Origin of the sequence: Flexivirga alba, from assembly GCF_042661025.1 — a bacterium.
Lineage (GTDB): Bacteria > Actinomycetota > Actinomycetes > Actinomycetales > Dermatophilaceae > Flexivirga > Flexivirga alba.
In genome coordinates this window covers 3,505,644-3,520,493 of the sequence record NZ_JBHSWH010000001.1, presented here as the reverse complement: position 1 = coordinate 3,520,493, position 14,850 = coordinate 3,505,644, and the positions used below count along the sequence as shown (strand labels likewise).

The following is a 14,850-nucleotide window of genomic DNA, read 5'->3' as shown; positions in this document are numbered from 1 at the left end:
GAGAAACTTCGTGGGGTGATCAGACAACGTGAGGCGGGGTGTTGCCGGCCTCGATGATGCCCTCTCGGACCCGCACACCGCGCAACAGAATCGCGCCGACGCCGAAGAAGATGACCAGCGCGATGATCGAGAAGCGGTAGTCGCGGAACCACTGGAAGACCAGCCCGAAGACCAGCGTGCCCAGCCAACTGGTGCCGCGTTCCATGGCTTGATAAAGGCTGAAGAACTCCGACTCGCGGCCGGCCGGGATGAGGCCGCTGTAGAGCGACCGCGACAGGGACTGGCTGCCGCCCAGCACGAGGCCGATGGCGACTGCGACCAGCAGCCAGAGCGCGAGGTTCTTCTCCGGCAACGCGCAGGCCGCGCAGACGACGGCGGTCCACAAGAAGAGTGAGGAGTAGATCAGCCGTTGGGCGCCGTGCTGTGCCGCCAGCCGCGCGAACGCCAGGGCGCCGAAGAACGCGACGAACTGCACCAGCAGGATCGTCACGACCAACTCGCTCTCGCTGAACTTCAGCTGCTTGCTGCCGTAGAGGCTCGCCGCGGCGATCACCGTCTGCATGCCGTCGTTGTAGAAGAGGTAGGCGAGCAGGAAACGCTTCGTCTGCGGATAGTGCTGCAGCGACGCGAACGTCACCCGCAACTGTCGGAAGCCACCGAGCCGGTCCCGCGGCGCCGGTCGCTCCAGCTTCGACAGGCTGCGCAGACCGCGCAGCGGGATGAGCGCGAACAGCGCCCACCAGATGCCCGCGACCAGGAAGGCAGCACGGACCGCGGACGCCTTGTCCAGGCCGAACGCATCGTGTGCGACCAACAGGACCAACGTCGCAGCGAGCAACGAGCCGCCACCGAGGTAGCCGTAGGCCCAGCCGCGTGCCGACACGTAATCCCGGTCATCGGGAGGGGTGATCCGGACCATGATCGCCGAGTAGACGATCAGTGCCGCGCCGAGGGCGAGGTTCGCAACGATCGCCAGCGCCACCCCGAGCTGCCAGTTCGTGCCGCCGATCAGGACCATCGCCGCGGCGGCGGCGGCACCGACATACGTGAAGGCGGCCAGGTAACGCAGCGGGTACTTCGACCGGTCGACGATCGCGCCGATGAAGACCAGCACCACCGCGGAGATGACCGTGGAGGCCGTCAGGATGTAGGGAACCAGCGATCCCGGTGCGATGCCGATCCCGAGCACGTCCAGGTTGTTGTCACACGCCGCGTCAGTCGGCTGGCCGGGGCAGGCGACCTTGTTCGCGATCGAGGTGAGGTATGGCGCGAAGAGCACCGCCGCGGTGACCGTCACGTATGACGCCGCGGCCCAGTCGTACCAATACCAACTGCGTTGCAGGCGCTTCTGCTCCGGGCCGGAGACTTGCGCGATGGGCGTCCGCAGCAGGGTCACGCGCGACACTGTGACACACCGGCGGTGGTGTTGTCAGAGGCTGAGCCCGCTGTGTATGCGGCGTTGCGGGTCGTATTGCTTGCGAAGCTGCGTCAGCCGAGCGAGGTTGCCGCCGTAATAGCGTTGCGCGGACTGTCCCGATTCGAGGTAGTTGACGTAGCCACCGGAGGAGAACGGCGCCAGCTGCCGATGTGCCTGCGTGATCCAGTCGTGCGCCGAGGCATACAGACTGCCTCCGACGTACCACTGCAGCGAGGCGACGTGATCGCGCCACGGGAACGCCGTGTCGGTCCGTTTGGGGTCGCCGACGGCTCCGGTCAGCGGGTCGAGCAGGGCGCTGCCCGCGCCTCCTGCGCGGGACCGGTCGATGACAGTGCGGGCGATGGCGCTCGCGGCCTGCTGGCCGAGGGTGGCCAGGATGTCGGAGCCGGCCATGAAGGGCTGCCGGGCGGACGTCGTGCCGCCGCCGAGGTAGATCGCCGCGCCCAGGTAGCTGAACCGCCGGTAATTCGTCGCAATGGGGGAGACCCCTATCGCATGCACCAGCGACGTGGCTGCGGCGTGCTCGTCGCCGGCGGTCGTGACGCCGACGATGCTCACGTGCAAGCTGCCACGGCCGATCGCATCGACGTGCACGCCGGCCCAGCGCGACCGTGTCGCGGTGCTGATCCACCGTGCCCAGCCGGTCATCACCGGCACAGCGGCGCTGCCGGCGAACGTGAGGGTGAAGATGCCCTGGCCGGTGGCCGGGTGGGTGGCGAAACGCATTGCCGTGACGACACCGATGTTGCCGCCACCACCGCCGCGCAACGCCCAGAAGATGTCGGCGTGCTGCGTCGCGCTCGCCGTGACAGACGTGCCGGTCGGGAGCACCAATTGCGCCTCGGTGAGCCGGTCCGCGGTCACGCCATGAGCGCGCGATTCCACGCCGAGGCCACCGCCCAGCGTGAGGCCGGCTGCCCCGACGGTCGGGCACGTCCCGGTCGGTATGCCGCGCCCGTACGGCGCCAGGTGCGCCTTCACGTCATACAGGGAGGCGCCGGAGGCGACCAGGACGGTGCGGGTCTTCGCGTCATACGCGATGGAGCGCAGCGGGCGCAGGTCGAGCACCAGGGTGCCGTTCGCCGCCGAGGCACCGACATAGGAATGGCCGCCGCCGCGCGGCGCCACCTGAAGGTTGAAGCGCTGCGCGAAGTGCATCGCCCTCGCGATGTCGGCAGTGCGCTCGACGACCATCACCGCGGCCGGCTTGTTCGTGTCGAAGCGCGTGTCGAAGACAAGCTTGGCCCGGTTGTATGGCGACGAGCCCGGCAGATCGACCGGCCCTTGCACCGTGTGGGCGAACGAAATCCAGTCCTGGGTGGTCGGTTTCGCGATGGCCCGAGCAGCTGCCAGTTGCCTGGCATTGCTCGGTCCGGCGTGACAACCGGTGAGCGCAGCGACCGCGCTGCTGCCGGTCAGTGCGAGCGCGCTCCGTCGGGTCGTGGTCGTCATACCCAATGGGACGCCGCAGGCGTCGGTTGCGTTGTCTCAGCAGCCGTCGGGGCCGCACACGGCGCCCTCGGCCTCCTGCATCACGAGTGGATGTGACGCCTGCCAGGCCTGCTCGAGCGCGCCGGTGAAGGTCTGGGCCGGTTGTGCCCCGGAGACGCCGAACTTCTCGTCGATCACGAAGAACGGAACGCCCTGGATGCCGGAGGCACGTGCTTGCGCGAAGTCCTGCTCGACGTCCGAGCGCACTGCTGGGTCGTCCAACGCCGCTCGTACCTCGGTCGCGTCGAGGCCGTGCTGGACACCGATCTCGACCAGCTGCGCCGGGTCTCCGATGTCGACACCGTGCTCGAAGTGGGCGGACAACAGCGCCTCCTTCACGGCGTCCGCAACACCGTGGCGAGCGGCCAGGTGCAGTAGGTGATGCCCGCGCATGCTGTTGGCGACGACGAGTTTGTCGAAGTCGTAGTGCAGTCCTTCTGCTGCTGCTTGCTCGCGCACGTGGCCGATCATCTGCTTGACCTGCTCGCGCGGCATACCCTTCCGGTCGGAGAGATATTCGATCTCGGTGCCGTCGAAGTGCTCCGGCAACGATGGGTCCAATTGGTAGCTGTGCCAGGTGATTTCGACATCGTCGGCGTGCGCGAAGTCACGCAGTCCGGACTCGAAGCGGCGCTTGCCGATGAAGCACCAGGGGCAGGCGATGTCAGACCAGATGTCAACCTTCATGTATGCCGCAACGGCCTTTCGCTCGTGCGCATTCCGCTACCGTCCTCGAGGTGACCACCGTCCATCGGTTGACGCGCGCCGACGCCCGTCGGATAGCGGTGCGCGCGCGACTCCTCGCATCGCCGCGTCCTGCCGAGCTGCTGGAGGTCGTACGTGGTCTCGGGTCGGTGCAGGTCGACCTGACGTCGGCGGTCGCGCCGAGCCCGGAGCTCGTCTGCTGGAGTCGACTGGGCACGGCATACGAGCTGGGCGGGTTGGACGATCTCTTCGATGCACGCGACGTCGTCGAATTGCGCGGCCGGGTCATGGCCGCGGACGACATCCGGCTCTATCGCGCCGAGTTGGCGGACTGGGGTCAGCATCCGCGTCACGAGTGGCAGGAGTTCGCAGCCGAGTGGGTCCAGGCCAACGATCTGTGCCGCCGGGACATCCTGGACCGGCTGGCGGAGGAGGCTCCGTTGCCGGCGGCCGCGTTCGAGGACACCTGCGAAGTGGCGTGGCGTTCGTCGGGCTGGACCAACAACCAGAACGTCGTTCGTCTCATCGACTTCATGGAGAGCAGAGGCGAGGTCGCGGTGGCCGGGCGCGGAATCCGTGGCGAACGGCTGTGGGACCTCGCCGGCCGCGTCTATCCCGAAACCGACACGGTGCCGCTGGAGGAGGCGCTGGTGCAGCGCTCCCGGAGAGCGTTGCGCGCGCTCGGGTTGATGCGCCCCAGGATCTACGACCTGGCCGGGATCGCCCGCAAGGAGGTCGAACCACCCGGAGAGCCCGCCGTCATTGAGGGCGTGCGCGGGAAGTGGCGCGTGGACCCGGAGCAGTTGGACACCTCGTTCCGGGGGCGCACCGCCGTGTTGTCACCGCTGGACCAGCTGATCTTCGACCGAAAGCGGATGGGTGAGATCTTCGAGTTCGACTACCAGTTGGAGATGTACAAGCCGAAGTCGAAGCGGCGCTGGGGCTATTACGCGCTGCCGATCCTGCACGGCGACCGGCTGGTCGGGAAGGTCGACGCCGCCGCCGACCGTGATCGCGGGCGGCTGGTCGTGCATGCCATACATGAGGACGAGGAGTTCACCGCGTCGCTACGCGCCTCCGTGCGCCGCGAAATCGACTCTCTTGCAACGTGTTTGGGTCTACAGGCCGAGCACTGACAGCTCGGAGCAGCGCGATGCGGTTCGCGCAAAGTCTCCCCTCCGATGCCGGGACGGTTGTCGGAGCCAGCGGATACGCTTGTAGACGTTTTCGAAGAACCGTATAAACACTCGAGGTGAGGCAGCGAATGGCGCAACCGAGTCCCTACACGCCGGGCGCCGTGGCGCGCGAGGTGCCGGGTCGCACCGTGCAGCTGGCCCAGATCGAGGAACGCCTCGACCTGATGACAGCACTCGGCCGGTTGGTGCCGCGAATTCGCGTCGACCACGGTCCTCGGGGAGTCGGTAAAACGTCGTTGCTTCGTCAGGTCGAGCAGCGGGCGCACGCGAAGGATGCCGACACGATCTGGGTGACAGCGGGAGAGTCGTCCGGCTTGGTGCCCGCGATCGCGGACGGTGCGGGGCGGCTGGTGCGCCGCTGGCCGGCGAGGATGCGTGAGAAGGTCACCACCGCGCTGTCCCACCTCGAGCTCAAGGTGACCGGGGAGTGCCTGGAGTCGCCAGCATCGAGGCCGGCTGGAACGCCACCGGCAGCGGCCGTCGGGTTCGCGGCGCGACGCGTGAGTTCGAGGACCTGTTGGTCGCGACGGCGGAGGCCACGCTGGAGCGTCGGCACTCCGGTCTGGTCGTCCTGATCGATGAGGTGCAGGCTGCCGATGCGGCGAGCCTGCGGACGATTTCCTATGCGTGGCAACACTTCCAGTCCGAGCGCCGCATGCTGCCGGTGTCACTCTTCATGGCCGGGCTCCCGGAGAGCGTGGGCATCATCAATGCCGCGGTGAGCAACTCGGAGCGATTCGCCTATCGGCAGCTGAAGGACCTCACACCGGAAGCTGTGGCGGTGGCGCTGGCCAACCCAGCCAGGCAGCTCGGTGTGGGGTGGAGCGCGGACGCACTCGACGCAGCGGTTCGGTATGCCGCGGGCTACCCGCACACCGTGCAGCTGATCGGTGAAAATGCGTGGCACCACGCGGGATTCCCCGATCCGGGCGGCACCATCAAGCGGCAGCACGTCGAGGCGGCGGCGGCCGACGTGGAGGAGGACCTGCGCGAGTTGTTCACCGCCAGATTGTCGAAGGTGACCCGCGAGGTGGAGCTCGATTTCGTCCTGGCAATGGCCGGCCTCGGCGATGAGCCGGTCCGGCGCAGCGCGATCGCTGCAGTGATGGGCAAGCCGTCTGACGCTCTCGGTGTGCCCCGGAGCCGGCTGATCGGCGCCGGCATCATCACCGACAGCAGCCATGGCTACCTCGAATTCACCGTGCCCGGTTTCGCGGCGTTCGTGCGCGACGTGCACGACCTCCCCGATCCGGGCGCCTGAGGCCTGTCGTCTCACCCGGGCCGGGAGTCAGGCGTCCGGCGCGGGCCGCTGCATGCGCTGGTCGAAGCAGCGCCATACGTCGTCATACCGCTCAGTTCCGTCGAGCTCGAAGCCGAGCTTGCGGTAGAAGCCGATGGCTCGCTCGTTGCCGCGCAGCACCCACAGGTAGGCATCGGCGTCTCCGACCGCCTCCGCCGTCAATGCTTGCGCCACGCCTCGACCGTGCCATTTACCGGCCACGTTGAGGCTGAGAAGTTCAGTCGACCGGGGTGCCTCGTCGTCCGCGGCGGGGCCGGCTTCGACAATGCCGACCGGCTCCTCGTCGACGAAGGCGGCCAGCACGGTGTGACCGAGCTGACCCGCGCTCAGGGACGTGATCGTCTTGTCCCAGCGCCGCACACTGCGCGACAGGTCCATCCCGTCGAGCAGGGGCTGCTCGATGAGACCGCGGTAGGCGTAGCGCCATACAGCGACATGCAGGACGGCCAGCGACTCGACGTCGCCCGGCTCTGGCGGTCTGATCGTCCAATCCGGCACGCAACGGAGTATGCCGTAGCCGACCTGCGGGGTCTGAGATTTGTGCGTGCCTCGTGTCAGGGATGCAATACGCAATCTCCGCACATCCCGATGCCGGCACGGTAGATCAGGCAGCAACTGTGCCGGCGGAAGTTTGTGCCGGTGCGCAGCGCGCCTCCGTCGATTCGCGGGTCGTGCAGGAGTTCGTCGGCCGCTTTCTGTGCTCGTTCCACCAGGTCGGGACGGGTCGCCCGTAGCAACGTGACGGTGCTGTTGGCCGCGGATCCGACGTTGCCCCAAAGGACCTGTGCGCTGACGCCATACAGGCGCTGGATGGTGTCGGTGACCTGGGCGATAGCGCCATGCTGCAACGGATTTCGCTGATGTGGGCTTCGTGCGAGAGACAGCCGCAACAGCTGGCCGGGACGCTGCTGCCACCAGATTTCGTCCCCAGCGAGATCGAGTGACAGGCCGAGAGCCCGTGCGCAGACGTGGGCCGAGACGAGTCGAGCGACCAGGCCGAACTGTTCGGTGGACGCTGCGACGCGCAGGTCGACCGACCTGCCGTCGGGGGAATGCAACTGTGCCCGAACCGCCTCGACCCTGGCCCGCAAGGCGGACTCGTCCGTCCGGACTGTGAGCGGTTGCCAAGGGGCTCGAGGGGCCGCGCTCGCCGCGTGTTCGTCGAACGCCAGCGCGCCGCCGAGGCGGTGCGGATCGTTCACGAGGCGGCCAGTCGATCGAGGAGCCCTTGTAGTGGCTGCGGAACATCCTCCGGCTCCAACGCGCCGGCGAGGGCACCGGCCAGGAGTTCCTTGCGTCCGGAGGCGACTCCACAGAAGCGGTGCAGTTGCTCAGCGAGAGGGCGGTCCTGCCACGCGGGCTGCTGACGGAGCGTGGCCAGCTTCGTGTCGAGGCCGAGCTGCTCGACGACGGCCACGGCGCGGTCGGTTCCGAGGGCGCGGATGAGCTCCTCCTCAAGGTCGGCGTGACACACGAAGAAGCCGTATGTCGGTAGGTCGCTCGCGTCCCTGACGGTGCCACCCACTTCGTTGAGGGCTTGCTCGACAAAGCGCACTTCCGGCGCGTCGCACAGTCCGAGGATCTCCAAACCGACTGAGCCACGGTGCAATTCGATCAGTTCACGTCGGACATTCGTCACTCCGGCGAGATCTATCAGGTCGACGTTGTCCAGGTTGACGTCTTGGGTCTTCGCTACGGCGGTGAGCGCCGCGATGTCGCTGACTCCCTCGAGCAACACGACCTGGTGGACTGCGGCGGCCATCAGTCGTCGAGCGGGGAGAGCACGGCGAATCCCGCTCGCTCAGCGACTTCCTGCAGTTCTTGGTCGTACGTGGCGATCTCGTCGACTCCCAACCGCAGCGCGACCTGAAGGTGAATGGCATCATTCGACCGCAACGGCACGTGCAGCCCTGCACCCAATAAATCTCCGCGGGTCACGTCGAAGAGATCAACTGTCGCGAGCACTTCTTTGACGTCGCGAATGTCGATGTCAGCCGGATGACGGCCTGCCGCGCAATGCAGCTCGGTGTGGAGCAGCATCGATGACACCAGACGTCGCTGCTTGGTGGCATCCGCAAGCAGCTCGACCAGCTGGGCCGAACCCGCTTCGTCGACAATGAGTTTCATCGCTGCGGAGGTGTCGAGGTAGCAAACCGTGGCGGCCGATTCGGTCACCAAGCGCCCCTCGTGTCTCGAAGAATATCGGCCGATGACCTGCTCGTCTTGCGGCGTCGGAGGTCGCGCAGCGTTGCGGTTGGTGCTGTTGCCGGGCGATATGGGCCTAAGTCTGTAGCGCCATCTCCCGCAGGGGAGTGAGACGCGCAACAGGCACTCCGTTGTTGGTCACCTCGAATGATTCGCCCGCCACGGTGCGACGCAGGTACTCGCCGCTCCGGTTACGCATTTCACGCTGACTGATCGTGTCCATGACACAACCGTAGCACCGCGTAGCACGCAGTGTCGGACCGATCACTGCGTGGTGCGGAACCCGCCGTTGCTGTACAGGACCTGGCCGGTGACCCAACCTCCGGCCGGCGACAGGAGGAAGGTGACGAGGTCGGCGGTGTCGCGTGGTGTTCCAAGTCGGCCAGCAGGAGTCTGCTCGACACCGCTGGCACGGATCTCGTCGTTCATCCAGCCGGTGTCGATCGGACCGGGGTTGATCGCGTTGGCCCGGATTCCCTTCTCTGCCAACTCGATCGCAGCAGCCACCACGATGCGGTCGAGCGCCCCTTTGCTTGTGCCGTAGGGGAGATTGTGCGCCGAATGATCGCTGGTGAGCGCGACGATGCGGCCGCGTTCCGCCTCGCCGACTGCAGGCGGCAACTGCACTGCGAAAGCCTTGATCAGCAACCAGTTCGCGCGTGCGTTGACCGCATAATGGCGGTCCCAGCTCTCGAGGGTGGTGTCGAGGATGCCGCTGTTGACTCCTTCCGTATGTGCGAGCACCAGCGCGCTCAGGTCACCGCGTTTGTTCGCAACGCGCACCAGGTTGCTCGGGACTGCAGGGTCGCCGAGGTCACCGGGCACCAGGTCAACACTCCGGCCGAGCTGTCGGCACTCGTCGGCGATCTGCTCGGGGTCGGAGTCGCCGCGCTCCATGTCGAGGCGGCTGTCATAGTCACTCCAGTAGTTGAGCGCCAGGTCCCAGCCTGCCGCGGCAAGACCGCGAGCGAGTCCTGCGCCGATGCCGCGCTTGCGCCCCACGCCGGTCACCAACACTGTTCCGTTCGACACGGGCCACCTCCGAAATAGATGTTGCTGGAACGCAAATCAAGCTACGGAGGCAAGGCGGCATTGTCATATCCTTTCTGCCGCCGCGGAACGATAGCCGCCCGCGTTCGAATGCGTCTATCCGGCGCAAGAGTGCTCGTATTTGGCCGATTCCGGTGCAGCCGAGCGGCGTGGAGCGCCAACATTGCTGACATGCGGAACGTTCCATGAGGGCCGGCCGCCGCAACAGAAATCTATGTCTGGTCGAGGCGAGTTGGGGCTGCTGGGTCGCAGCGGATCTGGCTCTGCTCGTCATGCTCGCCGTGGTCGCGTTCCGCGTCGGCGGAGTCGGTCTTGTCGGACTCGTCGGTGCCGCTCGGGTGCTGCCCGTCGCGGTTCTCGGACCTCTCGTCGTGCCTTGGACGGACCGACTGTCACGGCCACACCGACTAGTTCTCTCCCACGTATCCGCGGCGGCGATGTCGCTTGCCCTCGCCGGCGCTGCCGCGAGAGGGAGCGCGTGATTGCTCGTCCTGGTGGTCGGGTTCGGCTCACTCGCCGGATCCGTTCTCAAGGCGGTGCTCCGCTCCGCGATCATCCAGACCGTCGTGATGCCGGAGGAACTGGTCGGCGCGAATGCGGCGTACGCGGCGATCGAAGGAATGGGCACTGACGTGGGTCCGCTGCTCGGCGGCGTCCTCCTGGCCCTGCTCGGCGCGTCGAGAGGTCTGGGCAGCTTGCCCTGATCTATGTCGCGGGCGCGGTGCTGTCAGCGCTGGTCAGCACGGCATACCAAGTGCCCGCGCGTGTGACCACGAGTGCGAAATGGCATGCGGCACACGCCTTTCGGCACTCGGCTCGAACGTCTACGAGGACAGCACCCCGCACCGAGCCTGGGTCGAGCCGGCGGGGTGGGGCGGTCCCACCCTGTGGTTCCAGAGAGTCCCGGAACCGAAGACAGCCAAGAATCGACAGCACTTCGATCTTCGCGCGGCCGGGCGCCTGCAGGATGAGGTCGAGCGTCTCAAAGACCTCGGAGCCATCGTGGTCAGCAGCAACCCGGACTTGGTCGTCATGACAGACCCCGAGGGCAATGAGTTCTGCGTCGAAAACTGACGACTCGACGGGACATCGCGCGAAGGATCAGGTGACCTGACAGGTTGCGACACAGCTGTTGCGGTGATGCCGCAGAGCTGAGAAATCCGGCTTCTAGCGTCCTGGGCATGCGCTCGAAACCACATACCAAGCGAGTCGGACCAACGTACCTGGGTGTCCTTGGCATTGCGTGCATCTGCGTGCTGCTCGCGGGTGGCGTCATGTCCCAACGGACACGTGCGATTGGCGTCCCACAGGGACGGGCGCTGGTCACTTCGAGGGAGACCACTGCATCTGCGGTGCGCGTGCCGCCGGTAGCGACGCCGCGTGGAGGTCCGGCGTCGGGACCTGCAGCGGGGGAGATCCCCTCGGCTGAGCACCTCGGTCCGGACGCCGACGTCCCAGCGATCAGCAAACTCGACCCGGCACTTCGGCAAGCACTGGAAGCGGCTGCAAACGCGATGGGCAGCAACGGGATTCAGCTGTGGATCACGTCGGGCTGGCGCACGGTTGCCTACCAACAGCGGCTGTATGACGAAGCAGTCGCAGAGCACGGCCTGACCTATGCCCGCACTCACGTCGCGACCCCGGACAAGACGGAGCACACCAAAGGGGCCGCTGTGGACATCGCACCGACCTCAGCGGACGGCTGGCTGAGCCGGCACGGTGCTCAGTTCGGGCTGTGCCAGACCTACGCGAACGAGATGTGGCATTTCGAACTGACGGCCAAGGACAGCCAATGCCCGGCAATGCGAACGGACGCGCTGGGATGACCACTTCGACAATGCGGGAGCCCGCCCGCGCCATACGTCTCATGGTCGGCATCGGATGCTGGATCGCCGTCCTCGTTCTGTATGCCGTGGCCGTGCGTACCGCACCGGGCCGCCTCGTCGACGACATGGCGTTTCAACAATTGCGCGACAACTTGTCCACGCGTTCCTGGATCCCCGACGGCACCTCGCTGGCGCGCTCTCAACTGGCGCTGTTGGTGATCGGCGCCGGTGTAGTGTGCGCGACGTGCTCGGTGAATCGCTGCGCCCCACGCACGACGACTGCGGCCTTGGCACTCGGTTGTGCGCCAGGCCTGCTGGCGGACGTCTTGAAGAGCGTCCTCACCCGACCGTCATCCCCAGCCGAATTCGTTGCGCACAACTCGTTTCCGAGCGGCACGGTTGCCGCGTTCGCCGGCGTCGCTTCGGCCCTGACGTTCGTCGCCAGATCTCGGCTGCAACAAGGCATCGCTTGTGCTGCGTGGTCGGGCACCGGCCTGATCGCACTGATCGTCATACGGGCTCATTGGCATCGGCCGAGCGACGTCCTCGGTGCCCTGTTGCTTGCGCTCGGAGCATTGGAAGTGGCCTCCGGTATGACGAGAGGCGCGCGTCCCGTGCGAGTTCGGCCACCTGCGGCGGCTACGACCGCCGACCTGGAAAACTCAGGTCCTGTGTGTCAGCGCTGACCAAGCAAGAAGCGGAATTGCGTTGAAGAACATGGGGATTCGTGCGCGCACCGTGATTGCATCCATCGTGGTCGTGCTGCTGGTCTCTGGTGGCACTGCAGTCGCAGTCGTCGCCACCGTGGGCACGTGGGTCTATTCGGTGGCCCGCAGCCAGGCCCAGGACCAGTTCCTTCAGGAGGCGCGTCGCATCCAGCAGGCTGATCTCCTTGCGCCACGACAGATCACAGCCTCACCCGACATGACGATCGTCGTCGACGGTCACATCACACGGCTCGGCTCGGCCAAGAGCGCTGACCTCACTCCGGGCGTCACGTCCACGAACCACACCGATCTGCAGGTGTTGCGGCGCACCAGAGGGCTCTACCGCATTCTCTTCGGCACCCAGGTCACCCTCCGCGGCCCTCCGGGGTCGAACGGCGTGCAGGTGCAGCTGTATTCGGTGCGGCCGCTGCTCGGCGTGCATGACAAGATCGTATCGGTCATCAAGGTGGTTGCGATCTGTTTGTTGGTCGGTGTGCTGCTCGGTGCTCTGGTCGCGCTGTGGCTGTCCCGTTACATCGTGCGGCCGTTGCAACGCATCGACCGCGCTGCGGCGCGCGCCTCGGACGGCGACATCACGGTCCGACTCGGGCCGCAGGGTGCTCCGGAGTTGGAGCGACTGGTTCAGTCGTTCAACGGGTTGATGGACACGCACGAGCACTCGCTACAGCAATCCCACCGCTTCGCTGCCGACGTCTCCCACGAATTGCGCACTCCGCTGGCCGCATTGTTGCCTGCAGGGGAGGTGCTTCAGGAGGAGTCCGCATCCATGTCACCGGATGCGCGAGAGGCCGCCGGGCTCTTGAACGGGGAGATTCAGAACCTCGCCAGGCTCGTGGAGGACCTCATCGAGATTTCCCGTCATGACAGCGGACAGGTGGTGTTGTCGCTCGAGACAACCGATCTCGTAGAACTGACGAACGACGTGCTCGACCACCGGGGTTGGCTGGACGACGTCAGGGTAAGTGCCCAGCCGCACGTGATCGCGCAGGTCGACCGACGGCGGATAGAGCTTGTCATCGCCAACTTGGTCGGCAACGCCGTTCGTCACGGGCGACCACCTATCGCGATCGACCTCGCCAGTACGCCGAGTGACACCGTCATCGAGGTTACGAACGCCGGAGAGCCGATCCCGCCGCAGGTGCAGGACCGGCTCTTCGACAGGTTCTACAAGGTCGAGACCGCGCGGACCCGGACGCAGGGGAGTGGTCTCGGCCTGGCGCTCACTCTGGAGAACGTCCGAGCACACCATGGACGGATCGGCGTCCACAGTGACGAATCCGCGACGACCTTTCGGGTCACATTGCCGAATTCCCCCAAGCGACAGGGTAATTGATGGCCAAAGTGCTGCTCATCGAAGACGACACGGCTGTGGCGCAGGCCCTGATGCTCGGACTGCGTCGGCTTGATCACGACGTCGAGCATCTGCCTGACGGCAATCGTCATCTCGGCGAATCGATCCGACGCAATGACGTTCTCGTGCTCGACCTAGGGCTACCGGGCCGCGACGGCTTCGACATCTGCCGGACCGTCGCCGCCGAGCAGTTGCTTCCGATCCTGGTGTTGACCGCACGATCCGACGACATCGACGTCGTCGCGAGCTTGGAGTCCGGAGCCGACGACTACGTCACCAAACCGGTGTCGCCGCGTGTCCTGGATGCCCGGATCAAGGCCCTGTTGCGACGTGCCGGCCGATCGGGTCGATCGACCGGCGGGACACAGGCGCGAACGGTGATCACCGCCGGCGATCTGCAGATCGACGAAGAGTCGCTCGAGGTTCGTCGTGCCGGCCAGCTGCTGGAGCTCTCTCCGACAGAGATGCGGATGATGATCACGTTCACACGAAACGCCGGACGGGTGCTGAGCCGAGACACGCTGTTCGAACATATCTGGGGGAGCGACTTCCGCGGCGACTCACGGGTTGTCGACACCACAGTGCAGCGGCTACGCGGGAAGATCGAGACCGATCCGAAGAATCCTGCTGTGCTCATCACTGTGCGTGGATTCGGTTACCGCCTCGTGCCGTGACGGTCGCCTACGCGTCATACGAAGTCAGGGCGCGTCGGCCAGGGCGCGTTCGATCATCTCGTGGCCCTGCGCTTCGAACCCTTCGTCGCCCATCGTGTGCGCCCAGACCGCGGTGTTGATCGCCTCGCGCAATCGTTCCCGAAACCACGCGACCGGCTCGCGCGGGTCTGCGCCATACCCTTCGACAAAGGCGCGCTCCCGATGTGGGTCAGCCCGAAAGTCGCGTGCTTCCAACCGAACCCAGTCGCTAAGCGCCGGACGCGGGGCAGCTCGGCCGAAATCTATGACGCTGACCTGACCGTCGTGCACCAGCCAGTTGCGCGGCTGCCAGTCGCCGTGGCAGGGGACGAGGACGACCGGGTAGGTGTCCCAGGACGACACGATCTCGCGAAGGTCTGCCGCGCGGGCCGGCGCGATCCGGTGGTCCTTGTCGAGGTTGCGGAGGATCTTGGCGTTCTCTTCCGCCTCGTATGACGCACCGGCGCACCCGGTTTGCCTGTGCAGCAACGCGAGCAGTTCGCCCGCTTGGCGGAAGGTGTCGGGATCCTCCTGCGCACTCGAGCCGAGCACGAGCTCGCCGGGTAGATACGAGGTGAGGAGGATCCTGGCCGCCCGGTCACCGGCCACGAGTCGCGGTGCCCGACCGATGGAGACCCAGGGAGAGAGCCACCGCTCGTGGGCGTCGAGTTCGCGTCCGATGTGGTTGGTCAACTCACCGTCGGCCTTGACGATGTACCGCTCGCGACCGGACTCCAGCTCAGCGACGACGTTGTCCACCAGGCCCCAGCTGTGATCGCGGACGACTCGTGCGCCTGGCAGCCATTGCTCGAGGAGGGCGCGCTGCGCGGCGCTGAGCTGTGCCAAGGGAGTGGCCATTCGCAAGACT

18 protein-coding genes are annotated in these 14,850 nt (G+C 66.3%); 8 read left to right on the top strand and 10 right to left on the bottom strand.

Annotated features, from left to right (window positions below; genetic code table 11):
* Window positions 1-19 precede the first annotated feature (19 nt).
* The 3 genes from ACFQDH_RS17370 to ACFQDH_RS17360 are packed head-to-tail and all read right to left on the bottom strand — an operon-like array spanning window position 20 to window position 3,616.
* A complete protein-coding gene (locus tag ACFQDH_RS17370; RefSeq protein WP_382403649.1) occupies window positions 20-1,396 on the bottom strand; it encodes an MFS transporter in 1,377 nt (458 codons plus the stop codon).
* Window positions 1,397-1,429: 33 nt separating this feature from the next.
* Window positions 1,430-2,890, bottom strand: coding sequence for an FAD-dependent oxidoreductase (locus ACFQDH_RS17365; protein WP_382403648.1), 1,461 nt, complete (start codon window positions 2,888-2,890; stop codon window positions 1,430-1,432).
* A 36-nt stretch (window positions 2,891-2,926) separates the two neighbouring features.
* Entirely contained in the window at window positions 2,927-3,616 is a 690-nt protein-coding gene (locus ACFQDH_RS17360) for a DsbA family oxidoreductase (RefSeq protein WP_382403647.1), read from the bottom strand.
* Between the two features lie 50 nt (window positions 3,617-3,666).
* On the opposite strand from ACFQDH_RS17360, the gene ACFQDH_RS17355 reads away from it, so the two are divergent.
* Together ACFQDH_RS17355 and ACFQDH_RS17350 are read left to right on the top strand one after the other, a co-directional pair.
* Window positions 3,667-4,770 carry a DNA glycosylase AlkZ-like family protein gene (locus tag ACFQDH_RS17355; protein ID WP_382403646.1) on the top strand — a complete coding sequence of 368 codons (1,104 nt, stop codon included), beginning with the start codon at window positions 3,667-3,669 and terminating at the stop codon, window positions 4,768-4,770.
* A gap of 487 nt (window positions 4,771-5,257) precedes the next feature.
* On the top strand, window positions 5,258-6,091 hold the full coding sequence (locus ACFQDH_RS17350; protein WP_382403645.1) for a hypothetical protein: 834 nt from the start codon (window positions 5,258-5,260) through the stop codon (window positions 6,089-6,091).
* 27 nt (window positions 6,092-6,118) lie between these two features.
* On the opposite strand, the gene ACFQDH_RS17345 is transcribed toward ACFQDH_RS17350, so the two are convergent.
* The 6 genes from ACFQDH_RS17345 to ACFQDH_RS17320 all read right to left on the bottom strand — a co-directional run bounded on the left by ACFQDH_RS17345 (window position 6,119) and on the right by ACFQDH_RS17320 (window position 9,367).
* On the bottom strand, window positions 6,119-6,628 hold the full coding sequence (locus tag ACFQDH_RS17345; protein ID WP_382403644.1) for a GNAT family N-acetyltransferase: 510 nt from the start codon (window positions 6,626-6,628) through the stop codon (window positions 6,119-6,121).
* A 56-nt stretch (window positions 6,629-6,684) separates the two neighbouring features.
* Window positions 6,685-7,332: a (2Fe-2S)-binding protein gene (locus ACFQDH_RS17340; RefSeq protein WP_382403643.1), complete on the bottom strand. Its 648-nt coding sequence runs from the start codon at window positions 7,330-7,332 to the stop codon at window positions 6,685-6,687.
* A complete protein-coding gene (locus ACFQDH_RS17335; protein ID WP_382403642.1) occupies window positions 7,329-7,892 on the bottom strand; it encodes a hypothetical protein in 564 nt (187 codons plus the stop codon). The genes ACFQDH_RS17340 and ACFQDH_RS17335 overlap by 4 nt, the downstream gene beginning before the upstream one ends.
* Entirely contained in the window at window positions 7,892-8,305 is a 414-nt protein-coding gene (locus ACFQDH_RS17330; protein ID WP_382403641.1) for a type II toxin-antitoxin system VapC family toxin, read from the bottom strand. The genes ACFQDH_RS17335 and ACFQDH_RS17330 overlap by 1 nt, the downstream gene beginning before the upstream one ends.
* A 106-nt stretch (window positions 8,306-8,411) precedes the next feature.
* The gene (locus ACFQDH_RS17325; protein WP_382403640.1) at window positions 8,412-8,558 is read right to left on the bottom strand and encodes a type II toxin-antitoxin system Phd/YefM family antitoxin; all 147 of its coding nucleotides are present in this window, start codon (window positions 8,556-8,558) and stop codon (window positions 8,412-8,414) included.
* Between the two features lie 41 nt (window positions 8,559-8,599).
* Window positions 8,600-9,367, bottom strand: a complete 768-nt coding sequence (locus tag ACFQDH_RS17320) for an SDR family oxidoreductase (protein WP_382403639.1) — start codon at window positions 9,365-9,367, stop codon at window positions 8,600-8,602.
* Between the two features lie 500 nt (window positions 9,368-9,867).
* On the opposite strand from ACFQDH_RS17320, the gene ACFQDH_RS17315 reads away from it, so the two are divergent.
* From ACFQDH_RS17315 to ACFQDH_RS17290, 6 genes are all read left to right on the top strand, one after another.
* Window positions 9,868-10,089: a hypothetical protein gene (locus ACFQDH_RS17315; RefSeq protein WP_382403638.1), complete on the top strand. Its 222-nt coding sequence runs from the start codon at window positions 9,868-9,870 to the stop codon at window positions 10,087-10,089.
* A 79-nt stretch (window positions 10,090-10,168) separates the two neighbouring features.
* A complete protein-coding gene (locus ACFQDH_RS17310) occupies window positions 10,169-10,459 on the top strand; it encodes a VOC family protein (RefSeq protein WP_382403637.1) in 291 nt (96 codons plus the stop codon).
* A gap of 107 nt (window positions 10,460-10,566) precedes the next feature.
* A complete protein-coding gene (locus tag ACFQDH_RS17305) occupies window positions 10,567-11,211 on the top strand; it encodes a M15 family metallopeptidase (RefSeq protein WP_382403636.1) in 645 nt (214 codons plus the stop codon).
* A complete protein-coding gene (locus ACFQDH_RS17300) occupies window positions 11,208-11,897 on the top strand; it encodes a phosphatase PAP2 family protein (protein ID WP_382403635.1) in 690 nt (229 codons plus the stop codon). Before ACFQDH_RS17305 ends, ACFQDH_RS17300 begins: the two co-directional genes overlap by 4 nt.
* Window positions 11,898-11,928: 31 nt before the next feature.
* Window positions 11,929-13,272 (top strand): ATP-binding protein, encoded by a 1,344-nt coding sequence (locus tag ACFQDH_RS17295; RefSeq protein ID WP_382403634.1) that lies wholly within the window; start codon window positions 11,929-11,931, stop codon window positions 13,270-13,272.
* On the top strand, window positions 13,272-13,964 hold the full coding sequence (locus tag ACFQDH_RS17290; protein WP_382403633.1) for a response regulator transcription factor: 693 nt from the start codon (window positions 13,272-13,274) through the stop codon (window positions 13,962-13,964). The genes ACFQDH_RS17295 and ACFQDH_RS17290 overlap by 1 nt, the downstream gene beginning before the upstream one ends.
* Window positions 13,965-13,988: 24 nt before the next feature.
* Here the strand turns inward: ACFQDH_RS17290 and ACFQDH_RS17285 are convergent, their stop codons facing one another.
* A complete protein-coding gene (locus ACFQDH_RS17285; protein WP_382403632.1) occupies window positions 13,989-14,840 on the bottom strand; it encodes a phosphotransferase in 852 nt (283 codons plus the stop codon).
* Between the last annotated feature and the right edge of the window lie 10 nt (window positions 14,841-14,850).